24 protein-coding genes are annotated in these 26,492 nt (G+C 60.4%); 18 read left to right on the top strand and 6 right to left on the bottom strand.

What is annotated here, in order from left to right:
• Window positions 1-104: 104 nt before the first annotated feature.
• Window positions 105-1,232 (bottom strand): Gfo/Idh/MocA family oxidoreductase, encoded by a 1,128-nt coding sequence (locus BV034_RS22570; protein WP_265593344.1) that lies wholly within the window; start codon window positions 1,230-1,232, stop codon window positions 105-107.
• A gap of 7 nt (window positions 1,233-1,239) precedes the next feature.
• On the opposite strand from BV034_RS22570, the gene BV034_RS22575 reads away from it, so the two are divergent.
• The 16 genes from BV034_RS22575 to BV034_RS22650 all read left to right on the top strand — a co-directional run bounded on the left by BV034_RS22575 (window position 1,240) and on the right by BV034_RS22650 (window position 17,022).
• Window positions 1,240-2,130: an alpha/beta hydrolase gene (locus BV034_RS22575; protein WP_265593345.1), complete on the top strand. Its 891-nt coding sequence runs from the start codon at window positions 1,240-1,242 to the stop codon at window positions 2,128-2,130.
• Window positions 2,131-2,204: 74 nt separating this feature from the next.
• The gene (locus BV034_RS22580) at window positions 2,205-3,374 is read left to right on the top strand and encodes a PLP-dependent aspartate aminotransferase family protein (protein WP_265593346.1); all 1,170 of its coding nucleotides are present in this window, start codon (window positions 2,205-2,207) and stop codon (window positions 3,372-3,374) included.
• A 58-nt stretch (window positions 3,375-3,432) separates the two neighbouring features.
• Window positions 3,433-4,929 (top strand): PLP-dependent transferase, encoded by a 1,497-nt coding sequence (locus BV034_RS22585; RefSeq protein ID WP_050029235.1) that lies wholly within the window; start codon window positions 3,433-3,435, stop codon window positions 4,927-4,929.
• A gap of 613 nt (window positions 4,930-5,542) precedes the next feature.
• Window positions 5,543-7,297: an urea ABC transporter permease subunit UrtB gene (urtB, locus tag BV034_RS22590; protein WP_050029236.1), complete on the top strand. Its 1,755-nt coding sequence runs from the start codon at window positions 5,543-5,545 to the stop codon at window positions 7,295-7,297.
• A complete protein-coding gene (gene urtC / locus BV034_RS22595; RefSeq protein ID WP_050029237.1) occupies window positions 7,297-8,463 on the top strand; it encodes an urea ABC transporter permease subunit UrtC in 1,167 nt (388 codons plus the stop codon). Before urtB ends, urtC begins: the two co-directional genes overlap by 1 nt.
• Window positions 8,460-9,227, top strand: a complete 768-nt coding sequence (gene urtD, locus BV034_RS22600) for an urea ABC transporter ATP-binding protein UrtD (RefSeq protein ID WP_038166967.1) — start codon at window positions 8,460-8,462, stop codon at window positions 9,225-9,227. The genes urtC and urtD overlap by 4 nt, the downstream gene beginning before the upstream one ends.
• Before the next feature lie 37 nt (window positions 9,228-9,264).
• Window positions 9,265-9,966 carry an urea ABC transporter ATP-binding subunit UrtE gene (gene urtE, locus BV034_RS22605; RefSeq protein WP_050029238.1) on the top strand — a complete coding sequence of 234 codons (702 nt, stop codon included), beginning with the start codon at window positions 9,265-9,267 and terminating at the stop codon, window positions 9,964-9,966.
• Between the two features lie 95 nt (window positions 9,967-10,061).
• Window positions 10,062-10,673: a HupE/UreJ family protein gene (locus BV034_RS22610; RefSeq protein WP_050029239.1), complete on the top strand. Its 612-nt coding sequence runs from the start codon at window positions 10,062-10,064 to the stop codon at window positions 10,671-10,673.
• Window positions 10,674-10,697: 24 nt separating this feature from the next.
• Window positions 10,698-11,000: an urease subunit gamma gene (locus BV034_RS22615; RefSeq protein WP_050029240.1), complete on the top strand. Its 303-nt coding sequence runs from the start codon at window positions 10,698-10,700 to the stop codon at window positions 10,998-11,000.
• Between the two features lie 21 nt (window positions 11,001-11,021).
• The gene (locus tag BV034_RS22620; protein WP_050029241.1) at window positions 11,022-11,351 is read left to right on the top strand and encodes an urease subunit beta; all 330 of its coding nucleotides are present in this window, start codon (window positions 11,022-11,024) and stop codon (window positions 11,349-11,351) included.
• Entirely contained in the window at window positions 11,348-13,069 is a 1,722-nt protein-coding gene (gene ureC / locus BV034_RS22625; protein ID WP_050029242.1) for an urease subunit alpha, read from the top strand. Before BV034_RS22620 ends, ureC begins: the two co-directional genes overlap by 4 nt.
• 152 nt (window positions 13,070-13,221) lie before the next feature.
• Entirely contained in the window at window positions 13,222-13,617 is a 396-nt protein-coding gene (locus BV034_RS22630) for a hypothetical protein (protein WP_265593347.1), read from the top strand.
• Window positions 13,607-14,281, top strand: a complete 675-nt coding sequence (locus BV034_RS22635; protein ID WP_050029244.1) for an urease accessory UreF family protein — start codon at window positions 13,607-13,609, stop codon at window positions 14,279-14,281. Before BV034_RS22630 ends, BV034_RS22635 begins: the two co-directional genes overlap by 11 nt.
• A gap of 18 nt (window positions 14,282-14,299) precedes the next feature.
• A complete protein-coding gene (gene ureG, locus BV034_RS22640) occupies window positions 14,300-14,962 on the top strand; it encodes an urease accessory protein UreG (protein ID WP_050029245.1) in 663 nt (220 codons plus the stop codon).
• Between the two features lie 17 nt (window positions 14,963-14,979).
• Entirely contained in the window at window positions 14,980-15,795 is an 816-nt protein-coding gene (locus tag BV034_RS22645; RefSeq protein ID WP_050029246.1) for an urease accessory protein UreD, read from the top strand.
• A gap of 747 nt (window positions 15,796-16,542) precedes the next feature.
• Window positions 16,543-17,022 (top strand): cupin domain-containing protein, encoded by a 480-nt coding sequence (locus tag BV034_RS22650; RefSeq protein WP_050029268.1) that lies wholly within the window; start codon window positions 16,543-16,545, stop codon window positions 17,020-17,022.
• Window positions 17,023-17,049: 27 nt separating this feature from the next.
• Here the strand turns inward: BV034_RS22650 and BV034_RS22655 are convergent, their stop codons facing one another.
• Complete coding sequence (locus BV034_RS22655) at window positions 17,050-17,922, bottom strand: LysR family transcriptional regulator (RefSeq protein ID WP_050029247.1); 873 nt, start codon at window positions 17,920-17,922, stop codon at window positions 17,050-17,052.
• Window positions 17,923-18,015: 93 nt separating this feature from the next.
• Between BV034_RS22655 and BV034_RS22660 the strand changes: the two genes are divergently transcribed.
• Window positions 18,016-18,336, top strand: a complete 321-nt coding sequence (locus BV034_RS22660) for a catalase-related domain-containing protein (protein WP_050029248.1) — start codon at window positions 18,016-18,018, stop codon at window positions 18,334-18,336.
• A gap of 301 nt (window positions 18,337-18,637) precedes the next feature.
• Here the strand turns inward: BV034_RS22660 and BV034_RS22665 are convergent, their stop codons facing one another.
• The 4 genes from BV034_RS22665 to purH all read right to left on the bottom strand — a co-directional run bounded on the left by BV034_RS22665 (window position 18,638) and on the right by purH (window position 22,882).
• Window positions 18,638-19,846: a magnesium transporter gene (locus BV034_RS22665; protein WP_265593348.1), complete on the bottom strand. Its 1,209-nt coding sequence runs from the start codon at window positions 19,844-19,846 to the stop codon at window positions 18,638-18,640.
• A 173-nt stretch (window positions 19,847-20,019) separates the two neighbouring features.
• Entirely contained in the window at window positions 20,020-20,403 is a 384-nt protein-coding gene (gene acpS, locus BV034_RS22670) for a holo-ACP synthase (RefSeq protein ID WP_050029250.1), read from the bottom strand.
• A gap of 66 nt (window positions 20,404-20,469) precedes the next feature.
• Complete coding sequence (locus BV034_RS22675) at window positions 20,470-21,216, bottom strand: pyridoxine 5'-phosphate synthase (protein ID WP_038166952.1); 747 nt, start codon at window positions 21,214-21,216, stop codon at window positions 20,470-20,472.
• Between the two features lie 127 nt (window positions 21,217-21,343).
• The gene (gene purH / locus BV034_RS22680; RefSeq protein ID WP_050029251.1) at window positions 21,344-22,882 is read right to left on the bottom strand and encodes a bifunctional phosphoribosylaminoimidazolecarboxamide formyltransferase/IMP cyclohydrolase; all 1,539 of its coding nucleotides are present in this window, start codon (window positions 22,880-22,882) and stop codon (window positions 21,344-21,346) included.
• Window positions 22,883-23,364: 482 nt separating this feature from the next.
• Between purH and BV034_RS22685 the strand changes: the two genes are divergently transcribed.
• Window positions 23,365-26,109, top strand: a complete 2,745-nt coding sequence (locus BV034_RS22685) for a hypothetical protein (protein WP_265593349.1) — start codon at window positions 23,365-23,367, stop codon at window positions 26,107-26,109.
• Window positions 26,110-26,492: the final 383 nt, after the last annotated feature.

The raw sequence follows: 26,492 nt of genomic DNA on the forward strand, positions 1-26,492 counted from the left end.
CAAGATGGATTCATGATCAAAGATAACTCACCCTTGAAGTTTGAATTTTGTAATTTGAAGTTTGTTTCCCTCTGTGTTCTCCGCGCCTCTTTGGTTAATTGAAACTACGCCATCAATCCCGCCGCCCTCAACACCGTCTCCTGCACGATCAAATCGTGCTCCGCCGTGAACTCCCATTTCACCTCACCGCGGATGGCTTTGGCGAACTCCACCCAGTCCGCCAGATAGCGGGGGGCTTTCTCAAACTTCACTTCCTGGCGGCCTTTCTTATAGGGGCCGCGTGGCCGGTCGAGGGTGAGGATCATGCCGGCTGGTTCCAAGGGGCGGATCTCGACTGTGCCGTACTCCCCGCAGACCACAAACTGCCGCCGGGAACCGCCGTCCACCTCCACCATGCTGCTGCGCAGGCTCACGGTAGCTTCCTTGTACTCCAGCACTGCCAGCATGTTGTCGGGCCAGTTGTCCGCGCGGGTTCTGCGCACATGTGGCATCACGGCCTCAGGCTTGCCCAGCACGCGCACCACGGAATCAATGAGATGACAGCCCAGCTCAAACATGGAGCCGCCCTTGTACTGCACCAGCCCCTGACGCTCCCCATCGCTGAGGAGCTTGCTCATCTCGGCATGGATGGCGAAGACCCGCCCGAGCCATCCTTCCCGCACGGCCTGGATCATCAGTTGAAACGCCGGATTGTACCGGAACATGTAGCCCATCTTCACGAGCTTCTTGTGCTGGGTGGCTGTTTCCAGGATGCGCTGAAACTGCGGGAGGGATTCGCCAGCAGGCTTGTCCAGATGCAGGTGCAGCCCCGCCTTCACCACCTTCACGGCGGCATCCAGCAACCCGGCCACATCCGTCTCCACCGCCACCACCTGCAGGCCGGGGGTGTTAAAGAGTTGCTCCTCCGTAAGCCAGGGGAGCCCGGCATAGTCCGGGTGGTCTTTGACCTTGAGCCGTTGGGCTTCATCCGGCTCCACCACCCCCACCACTTCGAAGTCAGCACAGGAGCGCACCGCTGCCAACTGCCCTCCGGCATGGGCATGCTTGGTGCCGATCTGGCCCATCTTGATGCGGCCCGCCCCGGCAGCCGCCCGAACGGAACTCGCCCCCAATCCCATCGCCAGCCCTGCCCCCATCATCACCTGGTGAAAGGACCGCCGTGACAGGGCAGTTTTCTCTGAACCCAACACCATCGTGCTGGTTGACTCCAAGTTCCCGTTCTCTTTCATCATCAGATACATGAAACTCTCCCCAGTCCCCATTCTTGCGTCGATCCTCCTTGCCAGCGCCATCGCAGCCCCCCTTCACGCCCAGAAGGCCGCCCCGGGCGTGACGCTGGAGAAGAACATCACCTACCTTGAACCCGACCGGAAGGAGAAGGCCGATCTCTACCAGCCCGCCACCCCACCCCCATCCGGCACGCTTTATCCCGCGGTGGTCCTCATCCACGGCGGCGGCTGGACGGGCGGCGTGAAGAACGCAGCCCGGGAGGAAAACATTGGCAACACCCTGGCCACCCATGGCTACGTGGCGCTGAGCATCGACTACAAGCTCCACGATCCCAAGAGCCCGCCGGATCAGATCTGCTGGCCGCAGAACCTGCACGACTGCAAGACTGCCGTCCGCTGGCTGCGCAAGAACGCCGAACGCCTCCACATTGATCCCAAGCGCATCGGGGCCATCGGCGGATCTGCGGGCGGTCACCTCACCTCCATGCTGGCGGTGACCCAGGCCAAGGACGGGCTCGATCCCAAAGGGCCATATGGCGAGTTCCCCTGCGACATCAAATGCGCAGTAGATCTGTACGGGCCCATTGAATTCATGTCCTGGAAAGACGTCGCCGCCCTGCGCAAGTCCCGCACCCAGGCCCCGGAGCTGTATAAGCAGTTCTCCGTGACCACCTATCTGGACAAGAACGATCCGCCCTTCCTCATCATGCATGGCACGGCCGATACCACGGTGGATGTAGAACAGTCCCGCCTCTTCGCCCGGGCGCTGGAGAAGGTCGGCGTGGAGCACCAGATCGAGATCATCGAAGGCGCACCGCACACCTTCCACCTCCAGCCCAAGCAGAAGGACCTCCGCCCCATCGTGCTCGCCTTTTTTGACAAGCATCTGAAGGGGAAATAGCCCGCCAGCCCCCCGTGGCGGACATCTGTCCACCGGTTGCACTTCGTATCCCCCTGTGGCAGTGTCCGCCTCCCGTGTCCCAGTCCTCGCCCTCCTCCTCCTCCGGTTCACCCCCCCAACAGTTTGAAACCGCCGCCATCCATGTTGGCCACGACTGGCGGGATCAAACGGGCGCGGTCATCCCACCGGTGTACCTCACCAGCACGTTCGAGTACGGCAACGAGGGCGGCTTCGACTACACCCGCTCCGGCAATCCGAACTTCCGGAACCTGCAGCAGACCCTCGCCGCGCTGGAAGGCTGCCGCCACGCCTGCGTTTTCGCCAGCGGCGTGTCCGCCATCACCGCCGTCGTCTCCACGCTGAAGTCCGGCGACGTCGTCGTGCTGGAGGAGAACGTCTATGGCTGCACCTACCGGCTCTTCGCCCGGGTGTTTGAGAAGTTTGGCGTGAAGCCCTGCTACTTCGACCTGAGCGATCCGGCCAACTACAGCAAGATCACCGAGCTCAAGCCGGCGCTGGTGTGGATCGAGTCCCCCACCAATCCCATGCTCAAGGTGCTGGACATCGCCGCCATCAGCGAGGTGGCCAAAGGCGTGAACACCCCGGTGCTGGTGGACAACACCTTTGCCTCCAGCTACGTGCAGCAGCCCATCGCCCTGGGGGCCACGCTCTCCCTGCTGAGCACCACCAAGTACTCCAACGGCCACTCGGACGCCCTCGGCGGCGCCGTCTGCACCGACAGCGATGAGTGGCAGGACAAGATGATCTTTGCCCAAAAGGCTCTGGGCCTGCAGCCATCCCCGTTCGACGCCTGGCTCACCTCCCGCGGCCTCAAGACAGAAGCCATCCGCATGGAGCGGCACAACTCCAACGCGCTCACCTTTGCAGAACGGCTGGAACAGCGCCCCGGCATCCGCTGGGTGCGCTATCCCTTCCTCCCCTCTCACCCCCAGTACGAGCTGGCCAAGAAGCAAATGCGCGGGGGCAGCGGCATCATCACCGCCGATCTGGGGCTGAACCTGGAGGAGACCATGACCTTCATGCAGCGCTCGCGTTATTTCACCAAAGCGGAAAGCCTGGGCGGCATCGAGAGCCTCATCTGCCACCCCGCCAGCATGACGCACGCCAGCATCCCCCGTGAGGTCCGCGAGTCCGTGGGCATTACCGACGGCGTCGTGCGTTTCTCTGTGGGCATCGAGCATATCGAGGACCTCTGGGCCGATGTCGAGCAGGCGCTGGGGTAAGCTCTCCCCACCGCCCCGACATTCCTCATTCAGCATTCCTAATTCAGCATTTTTCAACGTGCGCAACCTTCTGACCGATCCCCTCTGCAAACCCGAAGACCTCGGCTCGCCCATTCCGCCCACGCCGTACGGCATCTCGGTTTGCCTGCCGCTCTGGTCGCATGTGATCGGGTATGAGGAGAAGGATCCGGCCGTGGTGGGCCAGTTCCGCAGCGGGTATCCCCGCTTCTTTGTGCCGCCCGCCATCGCAGCGCTGTTTGAGCAGGTCGAGAAGCAACACGCCCGGCCGGGCGAGCGGGTCCTGGTCTTCCCACGTATGGTGCATGCGGAGCGCTGCGCCAGCTACCTGCGCCGCCACCGCGTGGATGCCGCACGGACCCTGGAGTATGGGCCAGAAGCCCTTGGGGTGACCTTTTTCCCAGGAGCCGCCTACGATGTGGCCCGCCATTTCTGGCGTTTCGCCGGGGAGGTCGTGAGCATCCGTCAGGCGGAGTTCGCCACCGGGGCAGGTTGCCAGCAATACACCGTTGAGCAGGGGGCCCGGGCTAACCAGGCCATCAAAGAGCGCCTGGCTGACATCACGGGGCAGCGTCCGGAGGACGTGTTCCTCTTCCCCTCCGGCATGGCCGCGAACTATGCCGTGCATCGCATGCTCACCACCCTGCTGCCGGAACGTCGCACCGTGCAGCTCGACTTTCCCTATGTGGATGTGCTAAAGCTTCAGGAGAAGTTCGGTACCGGGGCGCACTTTCTGCCATTCACTGAGGAGGCGGACTACGAAAAGCTTCGCGACATCATCAAGGCCGAACCTCTGGCGGGCATCTTTGCCGAGGTCCCCAGCAACCCGCAGCTCAAGACCGTGGACCTGCGCCGCGTGAGTGAGATGCTGTTCCTCGAGGAGAAGGACGTGCCCATCGTGGTGGATGACACCGTCGCCACCAACGTCAATGTGGACGTCTTCCTCATCGCTGACGTGGTCACCACCAGTCTCACCAAGGCCTTCTCCGGCGTGGGCGACGTGCTGGCGGGATCCGTCATCCTCAACAGCGACTCCCCTTTCCACGACGAGTTTGCCGAGTTTCTGCAAAAGCACGCCGATCACGAGCTCTGGCGCGGCGATGCCGTAGTGCTGGAGGAGAACTCCCGCGACTACGTGGACCGCGTGAAGACCGTGAGCCGCAACGGCGTCGCTCTCTTCGAATACCTTTCTGAGCATCCTGCAGTCGCCAAGGTGTATCACAGCCTGGTGGATGAAAGCGGCATTTACGATCACCTGCAGCGTGAAGATGGCGGCCATGGCTGCCTCCTTTCCTTTGTCCTCAAGGATCCCTCGAAGGCACCCGCCGTGTATGACGCCATGGAGTTCTGCAAAGGCCCCAGCCTCGGCACCAACTACACCCTGGTATGCCCCTACACCCTGCTGGCTCACTATGATGAGCTGGACTGGGCAGAAGCCTGCGGCGTGGACCGCTCCCTCATCCGCGTCTCCGTGGGTCTTGAGCCTGCTGAGGTGATCATTGACCGGATGAAGCAAGCGCTGGCGAAAGCTGAGTGAGCCAAGGAAGGGAGTGAGTGAATGTGGAATAAACCACAGAGTCACAGAGGGCACAGAGACTGATTTTTTAGACCAACTTAACGGAATTTACAGAATTGCGTTTTGACTGAGGGACTGTGTGATTTTCACTTGGGATCCTGATTTGATGCCGACGTAAGCAATGCAGTTGCCAAAGGGACAAAGAGCCCAGGCAACTCGTCCCGGAGGGACGGCGGAATGTAGCCGGTGGTGACAACCACCGGACATTGCATTCGCTACCAATGCGTCCCGGATGGGACGCCGGATCATGCGCCGCATCTGTTGGGCCCGATCAACGACTCGACGCCTCGCTGTCCGCCGTCCCATCCGGGACGGAATAATCTAATGCCCTGTCGTCCGGTGGTTCCCGGCCTGATTACAGGCCTTCACCACCGGCCACACTCCAGAGTCCCTCCGGGACTCGCATCTCGCGTGAAGGGCTCAACCCCATCTTGAACACCGCTGCTCCAAAACCCCAATTCTGTTAATTTTGTTCATTCTATCCAATCCTAATCGTCCAATGAGGCTGCGCTGAATTTTATCCCAGCCATCTCCTAAATCTGGCACGGACGCTGCTTTCGAGGGGCGTCTAATCATGCTTTTGCGAAACACTTTTACTTGTGCCCTGATCGTACTGGGCCTGGCCTCTTTGCTGAGGTCCAGCGCACTCGCGGCAGACGGTCCCGCCCCCTCTGAGGCCACGGTGCGAGCCGCGGTGGTGGAGGCACTCACGAAACAAGAAAGCGCCGAGCAAGTGGCGGCGCTCCGCAAGATCCCAGTCGATGCGGGTCCGATCGCGGCAGAGCTCCTCACGCTCTGGAAAGAAGGCGGCATCTATCTTCACGAGGACGACGAGGGTAAGATCACCCCGGTGACCCTGACCGGTGAGAAAGATGCCGATGGCAAACAAGCTGCCTTGCTGTTGCTCGACAAGTCCCCATTCAAAGACGGTGAGGGCAAACCCATCTTGATTGATCCGGCCGAGGTCAGCGGTGCAGAGACGGACTCCAACATCCGTCGTGCGATGAAGGATCTCACGGACATGGCGGCCCTCTCCAACCCCGATCTCAAGATCCGCCTTCGTGCCGTCAGCGATGTGGGTCTTGAGTTGAATCAGGAAAAACTGCCTGCTCTTCTCGAACGTCAAAAAGTGGAGACTCACCCAGAAGTGAAGAAGGCGCTTGAGCAATCCATCGCCCTCACACAATTGAAATCACCCGATGATGCCGAACGCATCAAGGCCTGCACCACCTTGGGCAACATCGGCTCCATCCCCAGCCAGGACGCGCTGAAGACTCTCGCAGCCGAAGCCACGAAGGAAGGAAAGAAAGAGGTGGCCGCAGCAGCCACTGCCGCCTTGGAGAAGATCGCCTCACACGTAAAGGTCGTGAACACCGCAGGCACCATGTTCCGCGGACTTTCGACGGGTTCCATTCTGCTCGTAGTTGCCATTGGGCTGGCCATCACCTTCGGCCTCATGGGGGTGATCAACATGGCCCACGGTGAACTGCTCGTTGTCGGTGCCTACACGACTTATGTGGTGCAGTGCATCTTCGGTGCCGGGCTCACGCTCGCGCCATTCAGCCAGAGTTCGCTGACGTTCACCATTCCCGGCATGCATGCCACAGGGGCCACGTTCAGCGTGTATTTCCTCGTCGCGCTTCCTTGCAGCTTCCTCATGGCCGCCCTTGTTGGCATCGCCCTTGAGCGCGGCATCATCCGCTTCCTCTACAAGCGCCCGCTGGAGTCCCTGCTCGCCACTTGGGGCGTCTCCATCGTCATGCAGCAATTGCTGCGCCTCGTCTTCGGACCGCAGAACGTGGCCCTGGAAAGCCCTGCGTGGCTCTCTGGCAGCTGGGTGGTGAATGATATCGCCTTCAACTGGAACCGTCTCTTTGTGATTGGCTTCGCGGTCATCATCATCGTGCTCACGTGGGCCGTGTTGAACAAGACACCGCTGGGCCTCCTTATCCGCTCCGTGATGCAAAACCGCGATATGGCAGCCTGCATGGGTGTGCGCACCGAGCGTGTGAACATGCTCACCTTCGGCTTCGGCAGCGGCCTCGCCGGCTTGGCAGGCGCGTTCATCTCCCAGATCGACAACGTGGGTCCGTACACCGGTCAGAACTACATCGTGGACTCCTTTATGACCGTGGTTGTGGGCGGCGTCGGCAACATGATCGGCACCGTCATCAGCGCCCTTGGTATCGGGGTTGTTGACCAGTCTCTCCAGCAGATCCTCGGCAACCCGGTGCTCGGGAAGATCCTCGTGCTGGGCACCATCATCCTCTTCCTGCAGTGGAGACCGCAGGGCATTTTCGTCACCCGCAGCCGCAGCCTCGAATCCTGATGAACCGCCCCTTCCAACGCCGCGAAAGCATCATCTTCTTTGCTTTCGCCCTCCTCCTTGTCGTCATCCTGCCGCTGGCCAGTTCCATCGGTTGGATCAGCCCCTTCAAGCTCAACACGTGGGGCAAGTACCTCTCCTACGCCATCCTGGCCATCGCTGTGGATCTGCTGTGGGGATACACCGGATTGCTAAGTCTGGGACAGGCCCTCTTCTTCTCTCTGGGGGGCTACATGATGGGCATGTACCTCATGCTCATGATCGGCAAGCTGGGCCAGTACAAAAGCAATCTACCAGACTTCCTGGTGTTCCTCGGGCACTCTGAATTGCCCGCCATCTGGAAGCCCTTCTACTCCTTCCCGTTCGCGCTGCTCATGGTGGTGCTGATTCCGGGCATCCTTGCCTTTATTTTCGGATACCTTGCATTCCGCTCGCGGATCAAAGGAGTTTACTTCTCGATCCTCACCCAGGCACTGACCTACGGCGCAGCGCTGATGTTCTTCCGCAATGACCTGAACATGGGCGGCAACAACGGCTTCACCGACTTCCGCTTCATCTTGGGGGCCGACATCCGGAGCGACGGCACCAAGCGAACCTTGTTCATCGTCACTGCCATCGTCCTGTTGGGCGTGTATGCCGGTTGTCGCTGGCTCACCACTACCAAGTTCGGACTCATTCAACGGGCCGTGCGTGACAGCGAGAACCGCGTGCTTTTCTCCGGTTACGCTGCGGCGAACTACAAGCTCTTCGTGTTCGTGCTGTGCGCCATCATCGCCTCGATTGGTGGTTCCCTCTTCGTGACGCAAGTGGGGATCATCAACCCCAGTGAGATGACCACGCAAAAGTCTCTTGAGGCCGTGGTCTGGGTAGCGGTCGGCGGACGAGGCACCTTGATCGGTCCCGTCCTCGGTGCCATCGGGGTGAACTCCCTGCAGAGCTGGGCCACCCGTGCGATGCCAGACTACTGGCTGCTCTTCCTGGGTGCGGGCTTCACCTTGGCGGTGCTTTTCATGCCCAAAGGGCTGGTCGGTCTGCCTCTCCAGCTGCGCAATGCCTTCGTGAAGTACAAGTCCCGCTCGACTGCCGAACAAGACGCAACGCCGATTCCAGCCGCCGCCGTCACGATCAAGCCCACTCCCAGCCCCTCCTCCTCACCCAGCGCTGAATGAGCCAGAAACCTTTCCTCCTCGCCGCCGAAGGCCTGAACAAGAGCTTCTCTGGATTCAAGGCCATCACCGACCTCTCTTTCTACCTGGATGAAGGGGAGCTGCGCACCGTCATCGGCCCCAACGGCGCCGGCAAGACCACCTTCTTGGACCTAATCACCGGCCGCACCAAGCCGGACACTGGCACCCTGCAGTTCGAGGGATCACACGACCTGCTGCACAAGAACGAGTACGAGATCTACAGACTCGGCATCGGGCGTAAGTTCCAGACTCCCACGGTGTACACGGACCACACGGTCTTTGAAAACCTGCTGCTGAGCCTCGGCGGATCCCGTAGCGTGTGGAAGAGCCTCTTCTACCGGCTGAAGTCCGAGGACAAGGACCGCATTGAGAGCATTCTCAAGACGATCAACCTCACCGACCGCGCCCACTGGAAGGCCGGAGCGCTGGCCCACGGTCAAAAGCAGTGGCTGGAGATTGGCATGCTCCTGGCCCAGAACGCGAAGCTGCTCCTGGTGGATGAGCCCGCCGCAGGCATGACGGACGAGGAAACTCACCGCACCGGTGAACTGCTGCTCTCCCTGGCGGGCAAGCACACCATCGTGGTGATCGAGCACGACATGACCTTCGTCCGCCAGATCTCCAAAGACCGCCGCGTGACCGTGCTTCACCAGGGCTCCGTGCTGTGTGAAGGCTCGGTGGACTTCGTCCAGAGCAACGAGCGCGTGATCGAGGTGTATCTCGGCCGCAAATCGAAAGCCGCCTGATCCTCCTTCCAACCCGAACGACCTCCTCCTCACCTTCATGAACGTTCTCGAAGTCAGCGGTCTTCAAGCCTCCATCGGTGGCAGCCGCATCCTCCGCGGCATCGATCTTACCATCCCGGAGAAGTCCGTCTTCTGCCTCATGGGCCGCAATGGCGTGGGCAAGACCTCCACGTTGAAATCCATCGTGGGCCTGCTGGCCGCGGAAAAGGGCCAGATCAGCCTCACCGGCACGGAGCTCAAGGGCATGCGTCCGGAAGCTCGTGCCCATCTGGGGCTGGCCTATGTGCCACAGGGTCGAGACATCTTCCCCCACATGACCGTGGAGGAGAACCTCCACATCGGCCCTATCGCCCGTGGCAAGAAGCTCAATGGTGAACTGGATCGCATTTACACGCTCTTTCCCATCCTCAAGGAGTTCCTCCCGCGCAAGGGCGGCATGCTCTCCGGCGGTCAACAGCAGCAACTCGCCATTGGCCGCGCCCTGCTCACCAATCCCAAGCTGCTCATTCTCGATGAGCCCACGGAAGGCATCCAGCCCAACATCATCGACCAGATTGGCGATGCCATCAAGATGCTGCGGGCTGAGGGCCAGATGAGCATTCTGCTCGTGGAGCAGTACCTCGATTTCTGCAAGGAACTGGGCGACGTCTTCACCATCCTGGAGCGTGGCACGGTGGCTGCTGCCGGGAAGATGTCGGATCTCAGCGAGGAGATGATCAAGGAGTTTCTCACCGTCTGACCCGGTCCCAGTCGGTCTTGCCTTTTGCGCCGTTCCAGATCAAGCTCCCGTCAGTCCATCTCTCAAACTCCCGCAGACTCCCATCCCTGCCTCGCATGACCTTTCGCGATCTCACCAAGACAACCGTCCCTCTCGCCGCTCTCACCCTCGTCCAAAGCCTCTCCGCCCACCCCGGTCACTATCATCCGGAAGGCGATCAAGTGGATGAGTTTGACGCCGAGTCCTTCTTCAGCGCCGTCGCCCACCCCTTCACTGGGCTGGATCACATGGTGGCCGCTCTCGCCGTCGGCTTCCTGGCTTATGCCATGGGTCGGCGCATGGGCCTGGCTCTTGCGGCCAGCTTCCTCGGCATGCTGGCGATCGGCTCTGCCGTGGGCCGTGCCGGACTTGGCGTCCCTTTTCTTGAGCAGGGTCTTGCGCTTTCCGTGCTGGGCCTTGGCGTGATGTTGATGTTGTACAAGAACTCCAGCCAGGCTCTCCGTCTCGGCATCGTGGCCGCCATCGGATTCTGGCACGGAAACGCGCACGGCTTGGAAAATGCCGGCGGACTCTTCGCCATGGGCCTGTGGTTGGGCACGGTGCTGGTGGTCAGCCTTGGGGCTCTCATCACCCTGCCTTTCGCCCAGATCACCGCCAGCCCCTGGCGTTATGCAGGTCTCGCCGTGGGCACTGCTGGCTGCGTCTTCTGCGCCACTCACTTCGTCTGATTTCCACCGCCTCCTCATAGACACATGCACCTTTCCCCTCGCGAACAGGAGAAGCTCTTGGTGGTGGTGGCGGCCGATGTGGCCCGCCGTCGCCGCGACCGTGGCGTGAAGCTCAATCACCCGGAGACTATCGCCCTCATCACAGCGGAGATCTTTGAAGGCGCCCGCGACGGCAGATCCGTGGCCGAGCTCATGAGCTATGGCACCACCATCGTGAAACGGGACGAAGTCATGGAAGGGGTCGCGGAAATGATCCACGACATCCAGGTGGAAGCCACCTTCCCAGACGGCACCAAGCTCGTCACCGTCCACCACCCCATCCGCTAGCCGGCCCTGCTCTACATCCCAATGATTCCCGGAGAAATCATCCATCCCGAAGGTGCTGGTGACCTGGAGGCCAATGTCGGCCTGGCCACGGTGACCGTGGTTGTTTCCAATACCGGTGACCGCCCCATTCAAGTGGGCAGTCACTTTCACTTCTTTGAGGTGAACACCTCCCTCCACTTCGATCGCCCAGCATCCCTCGGCTTCCGCCTCAACATCGCGGCGGGTACCGCCGTGCGGTTCGAGCCCGGTGACACCCGTGAAGTGGAGCTGGTCGCCTTCGCCGGCAAACGCGAGGTCTATGGCCTCAACAACCTCGTCAACGGTCCCCTGCCCGCCCCTGCCAACGCATGAAGATCACGCGCAAACAACACGCCAGCATGTTCGGCGCCACCACGGGTGACCAGGTGCGCCTTGCCGATACGGAGCTTTTCGTGCAGGTCGAGCGCGACCTCATTGCTGAAAAAGGCGGCTACGGGAACGAAGTAAAGTTTGGCGGCGGCAAGGTCATCCGCGACGGCATGGCCCAGTCCTCCCTGGCGCTGGATGCCGACAGTCTCGACCTCGTCATCACCAATGCCTTGATCATCGACGCCGTGCAGGGTGTGATCAAAGCGGACATCGGCGTGAAGCACGGCCGCATCGTCGGCATCGGCCACGCGGGCAATCCCCTGCTTCAGGACGGCATCGACATGATCATCGGTGCGGGCACGGAAGTCATCGCCGGGGAAGGCTGCATCATCACGGCTGGCGGCATCGACACCCACATTCACTTCATCTGCCCACAGCAGATTGACCATGCCCTGGCCAGCGGCATCACCACCATGATCGGCGGTGGCACCGGCCCAGCTCACGGCACCTACGCCACCACGTGCACCCCAGGCATCTGGTACATGGAGCGCATGCTGGAAGCAGCCGACGAGTACCCCATGAACCTCGGGTTCTTGGGCAAGGGCAACTGCTCCACCGCCCCTCCCCTGCGGGAGCAAGTTCTGGCTGGCGCCGTGGGTCTGAAACTGCACGAGGACTGGGGCACCACCCCTGCCGCGATCGACACCTGTCTGGGAGTCGCGGACGAACTGGACGTGCAGGTGGCCATCCATACGGACACCCTGAATGAAGCCGGGTTCGTGGAGAGCACGCTCAATGCCTTCAAGGGCCGCACCATTCACACCTTCCACTCGGAAGGCGCTGGCGGTGGCCACGCTCCGGACATCATTCGTGTGTGCGGCGAGGCCAATGTCCTCCCCTCTTCCACCAATCCCACCCGACCTTTCACGGTGAATACGATTGATGAGCACTTGGACATGCTCATGGTCTGCCACCACCTGGATTCCCGCATCCCGGAGGACGTCGCTTTTGCCGAGTCCCGCATCCGGCCTGAGACCATCGCCGCAGAAGATCTGCTGCATGATCTCGGTGCCATCTCCATGATGTCCAGCGACAGCCAGGCCATGGGTCGCCTGGGTGAGGTCATTACCCGCACCTGGCAGACCGCGCACAAAATGAAGACGCAGTTTGGCAAGCTGGACGGCCCCGCCCATGGCGCGGCTGACAACTTCCGGGCCATGCGCTACGTCGCCAAGTACACGATCAACCCCGCCATCGCTCATGGCCTTTCCCATGAGGTAGGTTCCATTGAGGTGGGCAAGCTCGCCGATCTCGTGGTGTGGAAGCCGATGTTCTTCGGCGTGAAGCCTGAGGTGGTGCTGAAGGGCGGCATGATCGCGATGGCAAACATGGGCGATCCCAATGCCTCCATCCCCACGCCGCAGCCCATGTTCTACCGGCCCCAGTTCGCCGCTCACGGACGGGCCAAGTACAAGACGAACATCACCTTCGTCAGCGAGGCCTCCCTCGTCCACGGCAACGTGCAGAAACTCGGCCTGAACAAGATGCTCAGCGCCGTGAAGAATTGCCGCAACATCGGCAAAACGAACATGCTGTGGAACGACGCCCTGCCCAAGATCGAAGTGGATCCCGAGACCTACACCGTCAAGGCGGATGGTCGCGAACTCCGCTGCGAACCCGCCTCCGTTCTCCCCATGGCCCAGCGTTATTTCCTGTTCTAGAGGCATCTCTCCGGTATCCACGCCTGGCGCATTCCAAGCTTTCCTGACCAGTCCAGGCCTCACCGCCTCCTGACTCAGGTCTTGCGGCTTATGTCTCCAAGTCTTGTGTCTTTTCCATGATCCTGATCAAGAACAAAGTCGCCCCCCAATCCATGAGACCCGTTGCCGAACAGGTCCAGCTCGTGGTGGAGCGCGCCATGTTCTTGAAACGACGCTGGCGCATCGAGGCCCCCGACGGCACCGAATTCGGCTTCGATCTGGAAACACGTCTCAACCACGGGTGCGTCATCCATCAGATCGACACTCACGACTATGTCGTCCTGCAGCAGCCCGAACTCATCTACGAAATCGAAACGCCAACACCGGAGTTTGCCGCTCTGGTAGGCTGGAAGGTGGGCAACTTGCATTTCCCCATCCAGGTCTTGTCGGACCGCATTCGCATTCTTCACGACTCCGCCATCACCCAGCTTTTTGAGCGGGAGAAATGGAAGGTCGTGGAAGCGACGGCCATCTTCAACCCCATGCGTGTGGTGCCCCATGCTTCCTGAATGGCTTCCCTGGCTGCTCCAGGTCAATGACTCCCAGTTCCCCAGCGGGGCCTATGCGCACTCCATGGGGCTGGAGGAGCTCACCCAGCGCGACTACATCCGCAAGCCGGAGGATCTGGAAAAGTTCCTGCACGAGCAAATCATTCCCAGCCTCAAAGCCTTTGAGCTGCCCTTTCTGGCCCGAGCCCATGCCGCCGCAGCAACCGAGGACCTCAAGACAGTCCGAGCACTAGACGACGAACTGGAGGCCTGGAAGCTCGCGGCAGAATTGCGGCAGGCGAGTCGGCAACTCGGATCGCGACGCCTCGTCATGGCCCGCAAACTGGAAAACAGCGCACTGCTGGAGCAGTATGCCCAGAGCGACGCCCCCTGCCATCACCTCATCATCTGTGCGTTGGAACTGCGTACCCTGCCTACCGCTGCTGCGGGCTGCGCCTTTGGCCTGCAGACCCTCAGCGGCTATGCCACTGCCTCCATGAAACTCATCCGCATGGGTCAGGAGCGCTGCCAGCTCATCGTACGACATGCCATGGCCACCTTGGCCCCGCATATCGAGTCCGCGATGCGTGTGGAGGACGATTCCCGCATTGGCTGGTTCAATCCGCTCCTGGAGATCTCATCCATGCGCCATGCCCGGGCGCAGGAGCGTCTCTTTATTTCCTAAACCCCATTCCTTTCTCACATGTCTCTTCCTGCCTCCCCATCCCCCACCGCTGCCAGCGACGGGGCCGAATTTGAGTCCAAGCGCCCCATCCGCATTGGCGTGGGTGGCCCCGTGGGCTCAGGCAAAACCATGTGCGTGCTGCGTCTCTGCCAATGGCTCAAGGATGAATACTCCCTGGCGGTCATCACCAATGACATCTACACCCGCGAGGACGCCGAGTTCATGATTCGTCAAAACGTCCTGCCTGCGGATCGCGTCATGGGTGTGGAGACAGGCGGCTGCCCTCACACGGCCATTCGCGATGACACCAGCATGAACATGGCGGCGGTGATCGAGCTGGAAAAACGACATCCCGATCTCCAGTTGATCCTGATTGAGAGCGGCGGGGACAACCTTTCCGCCACCTTCTCTCCGGAACTGGTAGATGCTTACATCTACGTCATTGACGTGGCCGAGGGCGACAAGATCCCGCGCAAAGGTGGCCCGGCCATTCGCACCAGCGACCTGTTGCTCATCAACAAGACCGACCTTGCCCCCTATGTCGGGGCAGATTTAGCGGTGATGGATCGCGATGCCAAGCTGATGCGCGGCAACCGGCCATTCCTCTTTGCCGACCTCAAGTCAGAGAAGGGCAAGGACGATCTCATTGGCTGGTTGAAGCGGGAGTATCTTTTCGTCTAGCGTCCGCCCTCCCTCCCTTGAAAGGCCACCTTCAACTCGCCTGCGCCCTGCGGGACGGCACCATCCCGTATCTTCGGGAGCAGTCCTTCTGTGCACCGATGCATCTGAGCAAACCGCACGTCGATGCGGGCGCGCTCGTGGCCAATCTCGTCAACCCCACCGCGGGCATCTTTGACAACGACGAGATCAACTTGAATTTCACCGTCGATCCGGGAGCCTCCCTGGTCCTCACCACGCCCAGCTCGAGCCGCGTGTACCGCTCCCGCACGGGAGACACCGCCCTGGTCCGCCAGACCATGACCGTGGGTGCCGGGGGCTTCCTTGAGTTTTACCCGGAACCCTTCATCCCGCACGCGGGTGCCCGCTATCGCCAGCACAACGTGATCAAGGTCGCCCCCGGCGGAGAACTGCTCTTCTTCGAGTGGCTCTCCCCAGGACGCGTCGCCCGCGGCGAGGCCTTTGAGTTCGAGGAACTCTGCTGGGATACCGACGTGTGGTCAGGTGACGTCTTGATTGCCCGGGAGCGCTACCGGCTTCGTCCGGACGACTCCAGCCTCAAGTCCCTTCGCCTCCCGTTTGATCTCGCCCACTACCTCGGGTGTTTCGTCATCCTGCCAGAGGGCGTGCCCTTTCCCCTAGCGGAGGTCGAGGCCCTCGGAGGAGATGCGAGCTCCGTCTATCTGGGAGCCGCACCGCTCGCCGGCAACGTGAATGCCTGGACGGTGAAAGCCATCTGCCGGGATTCGCTGGTCGCCCGAAAGCTGCTCAAAGACCTGCGCACCGTGATCTATCAAGCACGCGGAAAGGCCCAACCGACCCTCGGCAGGTATTGAGGGGAGGCTGCCCCCAACGCAGCAAGCCAATCAAAGTCCCAAGCCCAACACCACCTCCTCCACCTGAGCGCGCAGCGCTTTTGGGATTGCGGTGAGAATCACCGCTTTCGCTGGGCCTTGTGAATTACTTGAACCCGTCGTCCCCCCACCGAAGCCCACATCCTCCGCTCCCTTCACCCGGCATTTCCGCCGACACAGGACTCCCCAAAGCGGCGATTCTCGCCGCAATCCCAAAATCCCGACAAGTCGGGATCAGGTGTTGTCAGGCCACAGAAGCTTGATCGTCAGATTGCCCTTCAGCGTCAGGTCCCCATTTGCCCGGCCGAAGCCATTTCCTCGAAGAGGATACTGCTACAAGCCCAACGTTGACGAGCATCGAGCGAGTCTACGTTGGGTATGGGGACGATGAGAGACTACTCCGAAGGAGTTGTGGCGGTCTGGCGCACCTGCGGCTCACAAGGATCCTCGGAGCGATGACCGTTCACAACGGGCGTCGTATTTCACGTCCCATTCCTCCGCTCCCAAACCGATGGGGACCATCGGACTACGCTGGAGGCGATCCCGTGGAGTAGTCCGACGGTCTCCGTCGGCTCAGTCGCTACGGGGACGCGCGTTCAAGGTTCTGAACATCTTCTCTATACCCGTTCCTCTCAGTGCCGAATGCTGCGGATCAAGGACACTTCCTCCACCCTGATCTGTTTCATCCCACCCACTCATGGCGACGTATCTCACCCAACACCATCCGCCATGCAAAAAACCAACACACGCGACATTCCCGATGACGACTGGTCCTCGCCCAAGGGACGGTTCAACGGTTCGAGCAAGTCGCTCTCCATCGCCCTGGGCCGGGATGCTCAATCCACGGACCTGATCAAGCGGCACCCCTTCGACGTGGAGATCTTGCGCATTCCTCCCGGAGCCACTCCCTACCCCTATCACTCGCACAGCGCGCAGTGGGAGTTTTACCACGTCATTTCAGGCGCGGGCACGGTGCGCCATGAGGCAGGGATTGAACCCATTGAAACGGGAGACGCATTCGTCTTCAAGCCAGGGGAACCCCACCAGCTCATCAACAATGGCGACACGGAGCTGCTGATCTACGTGGTGGCGGACAATCCGATCGGCGAATCCTGCCACTATCCAGACAGCAACAAGTGGCTGGTCCGCTCCCCTGAACGCCGCATGGTGCGAGGCGAAGACGACGATTACTATCGGGGCGAGGAGTAACGCGACGGTCTCCAACCGACTCGTTGATCACGCCTCCATCAACTTCAGCCAGGCGGCAGCCGCCTTGCCCAGAGGGCGCTGTTTGGGCCAGAAGGCCACAATGGTCCGCTTGGGAGACGGATCACTGAGGGAGCGATAGACCGGCTTCACGGATCTGTCCTCCTGCAGCGCCATCCTGGGCACAAGGGTGATGCCCATGCCTGACTGGACCAGTGATTGCACGGTCTCCATCTGCGCGCTGCGACAGCTCACCTGAGGGTGAAAGTCCTGACGGTGACAGAAGTGCAAGACTTGATCGCCCAGGCAATGCCCTTCCTTCATGAGAATGAATTTCTCCTCCAGCAAGTCTTCTGGGATGATCTTCTTCTGGTTCACCAGCCGGTGACTGGTCGGGAGCGCCAGCAAGAGTTCCTCATCAAACAACTCCCGCACCTCAAACCGCTCATCCTGCAGGGGCAGGCTGGCAATCGCGATGTCCACCTCACAAGCAGCGGTCAGCTCCCGAAGACGGGCGGTGGTGTCTTCATGCACGACGACCTGCACACCGGGATACTTCGCACTGAAGGCAGCGATGAGCTTCGGCAGCAAATAGGGAGCAATGGTGGGCAGCACGCCCACCGTGATCCGGCCCTGGTCCAGATCGTTGGCAGCCCGGGCTTCCCGGGTGGCGGCATCCATCTCCTCCAAGATTCGAACCGCCCTCGGCAGAAACCGCTCGCCCGCCTGGGTCAGCTTGGCATGCCGGCGCAACCGGTCAAAAAGCCGCTCCCCCAGTTCATCCTCCAGCTTCTGAATCTGCTGGCTCAGAGACGGTTGGGATACATGGCAGGTCTGCGCAGCCCGGCTGAAGTTCCCGGTCCGTGCCACGGCCACCATGTAGCGAAGCTGATGCAATTCCATAGGCTGTATCTATAGTCGCAATAGGAACATAGTATTTTAACTATAGCAAGTTCTGAACAAAAATGGGCAGGTCATCGACAAGATCTTCCCATCATGTCACCTTCCATCGCCCTTAAATTCGCTTTCCAGCCGACGACTGCTGCTGCGGCCCCGGTCGGGGAGAATGACGTGTTCAGCCAGCCCGGTCACCTGTTCCGCCTCATGACCGCGGATCTTCAGAAGCGCCTTTTCGGCAACATCGCCCGGCTTATGGCAGGCCTGCCCCGCGAAGTTCAGCTGCGCCAGATTTGCGACATCTTCCGGGCCGATCCCTCCTATGGCATCGGCCTGGCGAATGCCCTCGGTTTTTCCGTGCCGCGCGCTTTGACTCAGCACCGCACGCTTCCGCGCACCCCGGCTCCCGCCAGTGCCTGAGGCCCTACCCCTGTGAGTGGATACTGAACCCCAATGGCCACTCCTCCCCAATAAAAAACACCCCATCAAATTCCCAGAGGGCGGCTCCGGCCGCCCTCTTTGTTCGGTGGCCGCGCCGCTAGGTATTTCACGCGCAACCCCTCCGCTACCTGACCGACGGGGACCGTCGGACTACTCCTGCATAGCGCCTCGGGCGTAGTCCGGATGTGCCATCCGGCTCAGTCGCCGCACTCATGCAGATCCTAACTTCCCATTCCCTTCACCGTTGATCTCAGGTCTGGCGTCTGGTGTCTTCTCCCCCCTACCGAATCAACCACGTGGCCAACCCCAAGAAAGTCCCCATGCTCACAACATCTGTCGCAGTAGTCAGGAAGATGCTGGACGCGGTTGCGGGATCAGCCCCGAAGCGACGGAGCGTGAGCGGAATCAAAGCCCCGGACAATCCGCTGATGACGCAGCTGGCGATCATGGAGATCCACACGACCACGCCCAGCATGAAGGCGTGTTCGTTGCCCTGCATGCGGGCAAAGATGTACATCCCCACGCCAGCGACCACGCCGACCAGCGCACCGTTCAGAAGTCCCAAGACGCCTTCTTTGGCAAATAGGATCTTTTCGTCGCCTGGTTTGAGGTCTCCCAGCGTCAGCCCACGCAAGCACACGGCCAGAGCCTGACAGCCCGTGTTGCCGCTCTGCCCGGCGAGGACAGGGAGAAACGCAGCGAGAATGACAATCTCGTCCAAGGTCTTCTGGAACACGCCAACAACCGCGGCGGCGATGAAGGCGGTGAGGAGATTGAACTGGAGCCAGGGGTGCCGCATCCAGAGGCTGCGCGGCATGGGGGTGGAGAGACGTTCCTCCTCATTCACCCCCACCATGGTACCGGGCTGGGCGGAGAGCTCCATGGCCCGGGCCTCGAAGATGGCCTGACCGCGGACGAGGCCCATCAGGTGCCCGTCTTCGTCGCAGACCGGATAGACCGGGAAATGCCGGTTCAGCGTGCTCTTCATGGCGTCGGTCAGCGCCATCTGGGGGTTGAGCCAGAAGAGGTTGGTGTACATCACCTCGCTCAGCTTCTTGTCCGCCTCAGCCAGCATGAGGTCACGGAAGACCAGTACCCCGATGAGCTTGTTGTGACCGTCGGTCACGTAGCCGTAGGTGATAAAGGCCTTCTTGGTCAGCTTCCGCATGGCCTCGATGGTCTCACGCACGGTCATGTGAGCGCGGAACACAGCCACCGGCGGCTCCATGAGCCAGCCCACGCTGTCCTCAGGGTACTCCTGGTTCCGCATCCACTGCCGGGCTTTTTCCACGGGCGCGGAGGCCAGCAGCTCTGACCTGCGGCGGTCGTCCAGTTCACGCAGGATCTGCTGACAGACCAAGGGGTTCACCAGCTCCAACACCGCGATCACGTCCTCGTCCTCGTGGCCGGTCAGGAGTTCGGCAGCCTCATGGGGAGCCCGCTGCACTGTATCCGCAGCCAGTTGATCAATGTCTTCGCGAGGGAGCATTGCCCATTCTTGCCGTTCTCCCCGGGAGGGCAAATGAGAAATCACACACAGCCCTATCGATTCTTGGGTCTGAAAACCCTGACATCAATCGGCCCTCACCCCTTGTTTCTCGACCCCATAAGTGAAGCAGGCAAGCAGACTTCGCCCAGCTTTGAACCCCCAAGACCACTCACTCAGCCGGAACAGGCCACCACACTGGCCGCAGCCATCTCCTTGGTATGGGTGAGGCTCAGCAACACCTTCTTGATCCCGGACAACTCCGCCACGTGGACGGCGCCCCCATGAAGCTCAATCGATGGACACCCCCGCCCATCCCTCAACACCTCGATATCCTGCCAGCTCACCCCATCGGCAAAGCCCGTCCCCAGCGCCTTGGCCACAGCCTCCTTGGCCGCGAACCGGGCGGCATAATGGATGGCGGGATCCGCGCAGGCATCGCAATAGGCGATCTCGCCGGCGGTGAATGTTCTTTCCTTAAACCGGTTGCCGTGTTTCTCCAGCAGCGCCCGGATGCGGGGCACCTCAACGAGGTCCAGACCGGTGGAGAAAGGTGTCATCTGGCAAAAGACGAAGTTGCGGGCGGCAGCAGAGACGAACTCCTGCCAACCCGAACACGAACGTGATCAGTGTTTCTCGTACGTCGCCATGACCTCCAGCATCTCTTCCACGGCCCGGCGCAGACCCACGGTGACCGCACGGGCCACAAGGCTGTGGCCAATGTTGAGCTCCGCCAGATGAGGGACGGTGAAGAGGTCAGGCAAATTGCGCGTGGTCAACCCATGGCCGGCGTTGACCTGCAGCCCGAGATCCTTGGCCAGCGCAGCAGCCGCCACCAGGCGGGAGACTTCCACCGCACGGGCTTCCCCAGTGGCGTTGGCAAAAGTTCCCGTGTGCAGTTCCACCATGTTCGCACCGCAGTCAGCGGCGGCGTAGATGTGATCCAGCACGGGATCCACGAAGAAGCTCACCTGGGTGCCGTTCTCCTTGAGCCTCGTGGTTGTTTCCTTGAGCGACTTGGCGTGCCCCGGCACGTCCAGTCCGCCTTCAGTCGTGATCTCCTGGCGATTCTCCGGCACGAGGCAGGCGAAGTCCGGCTTCACGTGCAGGGCGATGTCCAGAATCTCCGGAGTATTGCCCATCTCGAGATTCAGCTTCACCTTCAGCTCACGCTTCAGCAGCCAGACATCCGCATCCTGGATGTGCCGACGGTCCGCCCGCAGGTGCACCGTGATGGAATGAGCCCCTGCAGCCTCCGACTCCCGCGCAGCATCCAGCAGCACGGGCTCGGCATTGGGTGAATCCAGCATGGTGGCATACCGCGCCTGACGCAGCGTGGCCACGTGATCGATGTTAACACCGAGGGAGAGCATGAATACAGGAGGTAGGTGTTATGACGCAGAAATTATGAGCCAAGCCGTCGCACCGTCTTTCATGATGGAGTCAGGAGGAAAGGCACCCCTCCTAACATCCAACGTTCAACTCACAACTATTCTGCCCCTAGTGTTTAAAGTGCCGTGAACCGGTGAAGACCATCGCCATTTCCCGCTCGTTGGCGGCGGCGATGACTTCCTCGTCGCGCATGGAACCGCCCGGCTGGATCGCGCAGGTGGCACCGGCATCCGCACAGGCAACAAGGCCGTCGGCGAAGGGGAACATGGCATCGCTGCCCACGGCGCTCCCCTGCAGAGAGAGACCTGCTTCTTTGGCCTTCCAGATGGCGATGCGGCAGGAGTCCACACGGCTCATCTGCCCCGCACCGATGCCGAGGGTACGGTCATGGGAGGCAAAGACGATGGCGTTGGACTTCACATGCTTCACCACGCGCCAGGCAAAGCGCATGGCTTCGATCTCCTCTGTCGTTGGAGGACGTTTGGTCTTGACCTTGCTCTCGATGTTGTCGAGTCCAAGGGCCTTGGGATCGCTGTCCATCACCATCAGGCCACCAGGAGCGGACCGAAGCACCGGCTGAGCCAGGGCTTCTGCCACATTTGGCAGCATCTGGATGAGGCGCAGATTCTTCTTCTTCTGCAGCAGAGCGCGGGCATCCGCCTCGTAGTCCGGGGCGATGATCACGTCGGTAAAGATCTCACCGATAATCTTGGCGAGGCCAAGGGTCATGGGACGGTTTGTGACGATCACGCCGCCAAAAGGAGCCTGCTTGTCGGTTTCGAAAGCCTTTTCCCACGCTTCGCGCAGGTCCCCGTCCGCACAGCCCACGCCGCACGGATTGGTGTGCTTGAGGATGGCCACGGTCGGGCGGCGGAACTCGAGGGCAATCCCAGCCGCGCTCTCGATGTCGAGCACGTTGGTGTAGCTGAGCTCTTTGCCGTGTAGCTTCACGAAATAATCTCCGAAGTTGCCGTACAGTGCGGCTTCCTGGTGCGGGTTGTCACCGTAGCGCAGCTCACTGTAGAGCGGCAGGCTGAGGTTGAAGCTCTTGGCCGTCTCCTGCTCCTTGTTCAGATAGCGCGCAATCGCTGCGTCGTAGGCAGCTGTACGCTGGAAGACCTTCGTGGCCAGACGCTCACGGGTGGACAGCTTCGTGTCCCCCTTGTTGTGATTCATTTCCTTGAGCACCGTCGAGTAGTCCGCCGGATCGGTGATGACCGTCACGCTCTGGTAGTTCTTGGCTGCGGAGCGCAGCATGGAGGGACCGCCGATGTCGATGTTCTCGATGGCGTCTTCCAGGGTCACATCCGGCTTGGAGATGGTCTCTTCAAAGGGATAGAGGTTCACCACCACGAGATCGATGCAGGGAATGTTGTGCTCCTCCGCCTGCTTCTTGTGCTCTGGCAGATCGCGACGCTGGAGGAGACCGCCGTGGATCTTGGGGTGCAGGGTTTTCACCCGTCCGTCGAAGAGCTCAGGGAAGCCGGTGAACTCAGAGACTTCCTTCACCTCGATGCCCTCCGCCGCCAGGAACTTGGCCGTGCCACCGCTGGAGAGGAGTTCCACCCCCATCAAGGACAGACCTTTGGCAAAATCCGCAAGACCGGTCTTGTCGGATACAGAGAGAAGCGCTCGTTGAATGCTCATTAATTAGGTGATGGTTGCTGGGGCGAGCGGCGGAACATAGAAGGAAAACCCCCGGTGCAAAGGGAATATTTTACCGCAGGTCGGCCTGCCGGACTGTAACGAGGATTTTCCCGATGGCTACCAAATGGGTTGACACGTCCATGGACCCGGGCTTCGCCTCCTGAAGCACCTTTTTCCGCGGCACGCTCCCCTCCCTTACTGTCACCGCTGGATGAAGACTGGCAGCTCCCTGCGGGAAGCCCCGCCGCCGAATCACGCCCCTTTCGATTAAAATTTACCTTTACACACACCAAAATAGTACATTTGCATGGCGCAGTTTTTGCACACACTTACCGCACATGCTACCACGACCCATTATCCTCAAAGCACCTTCGCATCGCATGGTTGCGGTTTGCATACTGTCCATCCTCCTGAGCACTCTTTCAGGAATCGCTCAATCCTGGCCTTCCAAACCGTCCTTCGACGATAAGGAATCGTGGGACTTGGTAAGCAGCACCGAGCCGCAAGCTTACACCGATTCTCTGACGAGCATCCTCGACCAGGCCAATATCAAACACAAGCTTAGTGACAACATCGCAAAAATCGCCACAAAACGGACCCCACGAGAAATCGCCAACGGAGCATTGAACCACGCGAGGAACACCGCCGAAAGCGCCATCGCAACGGCTATCCTTCAAGCCAAACATGCCGAAACGGATGCAAAGATCGCGGAAGAGGTATATAAGCAAGCTCTGAAGGTGGCAGCCGAATTGAAGACAGCGGGGGCGCGACGCGATCAGGATGATGCTGCGGCCAAATATGCTGCCGCAAGGGAAGCCGCGAAACAGGCAAAACTCGACGAGGAAGGGCTAAAAAACGCCGCTGAATCGGCAGCGGTCGCCTCAGAGGCGAATCTCGGGCAGATCTATCGGTTCCTGCTCTCTCTGGAGGGGGCTACGGATTACTTCGACCAGCAGATCGTGTACGTGACCACCTTGAAGGAAACCAAGACGAAACTGTTCGAGGCTGTCACCCCAGCCCAGTATGCGGATTTGAACAAGTTCCTCTCCGACCTCGACTTCACTCCGAAGCAGGGCACTTACGAGAATGGCAATACACTCCAGGCGGCGCAGATGGCTGCCCGCCAGATCTCGCTGCGGTACAGCACCAGTCTGGGAGCGTTGCTCGTCGTCGGCCCGGCCCGTTTTGTCGAAGTGGTCACGGCCACTCTGGACGGACTGAAGCAGTCGAAGCCGGAGCCCAAGTTTGCAACCTATGGCGTAAGACGAGTGCACTGCCGCCATGCCCTAGTGACCGACCGAAAACTGGGAGGAGATTTGTATGTAAGCGAGTTGGTGGTTCCGGGCGTCTTCACCCTTTTGAAAGGCGTTCTGGGTGAGACCAGCCCGAACGTGAGCTTCGCCAATAGCCCACCAGCGCTGATCACGGGAGGAAGGGACATTTCTGGTGCCGAAACGGTGGAGGCCGTGAGCAAAGGAGCCGAAGCTATTCAGAAGGAGACCGCCGCTGCAGAGCAAACATCGCAGCAGTCTAATCCGGGCATGATCACCATCCTCCCGGCAGAACCGATCGCTACAACTCGCACTGAGACGACAGCGGCGGGATTGCCACTGATCATTCCCGCAGAGCAATCCAAGGCGAATGCATTCATTGAGCGGATTGGTGCTCGACAGCTCAACAAACTCTTCAACAGCCCTGCGCTTGACAGTGCGACTCGGCTGGAGCCATCGGGAGTTCCCTATAGTACCCCTGAATCTAGCAATTCCGACAATTTCATGCCCCAAGCTCCGCCTGCATCTGGAGCCGAGCCAGATCGGACCCGGAAACACCCACCTCCGCAAGCCATCCCTCGTCCGCTGCCAACCTCCGGCATGGACGCAATCTTCGACAACATTGAAGATGAACTCTCCAAGGGAGTCGCCCACCAAGAAATGGCGGGAACAGATCCAAACTTGCTCCTGCCTCTGGTTCGATGGAACACAGATGGCCATCCACCTGTCGCCCTCGGCCCTACTCCCGGCGGCCATTATTCAGAGCTCGGCAAAACTTTCGATGTCCGTGGCACCGGAGTGTCGCGAGCCACACGAACTTCCGGCGGCGAAGTAGTCGCCGAGAACCGGGCATCTATTTTTGCGGCCGACCCTCGCACCAACTCGATTCACATCATGGGTCCGATCGAGATGTTGGATTTCTATGAGGATCTCGTACGCTCCCTTGACCTTCCGCAGATGCTCGTAGAGATATCAGCCGCAATCGTCGACGTTGATTCTTCCAACACTTATGAGTGGAACACTCAACTGGCAGGCAGTGTGACGGGAGAGATACAGGACAAGAAAGCCACACTGGGCGGTGGGTTCGACTCGAAAAACCTGTTCAAAGACCTCACGGATGCGGCAGGACCAGCGATCAAATCCGGACTGGTGGATGGCACCGGTCTGAATGTGGCCGGGCTGTTGGTAGGCGAGAGTTATCAAGTCTTAGGCAAATTTCGGGCACTAGAAAGTGAGGGGCAGGCGAGGTTTATCTCACGCCCCAACGTCATGACCTTGGACAATGTGATGGCCTCCCTTACGGATACCACGACCTTCTTCGTCCCGGTCCAGGCCAGGGAGGATGCGAAGCTCTACCAGGTGCGGGCCCAGACCCGCATCAAGGTGCATCCTCACATTGTCTTCGAGGAGTCCCCAACCGTCGATCATCACGAACGCGCGAGCAGAGTGCGGCTGCTGATCGACATTGAAGACGGCTCCACCAATGATGAAACCACCACCTCCAGCAGCACGATTGTGGATGGAAACGGCACCACCGTCTCCCAGGTCATTCCTTCGCTCGCAACCAGCCGGATCAGCACTCAGGCGGAGGTCTTTGAAGGGCAGAGCCTTCTCATCGGGGGGCGCTACCGCAATGAACAGGTCAAGAACCAAGGGCATGTGCCCATCATTGGAAAGATCCCGGTAATCGGGCTGGCCTTCCGGGGAAAAGAAGTTACGCACCGCCGCATGCAACGGCTCTTTATCATCACCCCCCGCATTGTCGACCCAACCGTGCCGAGTGGCAGCTCCGGCAGAAGGATTGAGACCGTGATGAAACAGTGGGCCGATTCGGAGAAGGAGAAAACAGTGCCTACGCGAACCCCGGTGACGACGCTGCCCCAGGAGAAAAATAGTTGGTGGTTTAATAGGAAGAAGAGCGAGAAGAACCCCGCCAGAGTCAAGGCCCCCAAGTGATCCCACCACCATAGGGCAATCCAGTCCCTTAGAAAGCAACAACGCTCCGGATGGAATCATGCATGCATTCTCTCATTTCCTGAAACTCCTCTCCACAGCTCTGCTGTTGACACTCACTTTGCTCCAAGCCGCCTGCACAGGAGTTTATGCAGACTACTGGTTACCCAAGTCGGAAATCTCCCGAATGCCTCCCGACATCAAGCCTGGCGCGAGCATGCGGCAGGTGCGGGGCATCATGGGCCTGCCCGACCAGAAGGTTCTAACGGTGGCCCCTTGTGAGAAAGCCTGCTGCGCTGCGCCTCCCCACACTGCACAAACCCATTGCACTCAGTGTCAGCATTGCGTCGACGTGGACGAAAAAAAGGCTCGTCAGGAAATCACGG

The sequence above is a fragment of the Verrucomicrobium sp. BvORR034 genome (assembly GCF_000739635.1).
Lineage (GTDB): Bacteria > Verrucomicrobiota > Verrucomicrobiia > Verrucomicrobiales > Verrucomicrobiaceae > Verrucomicrobium.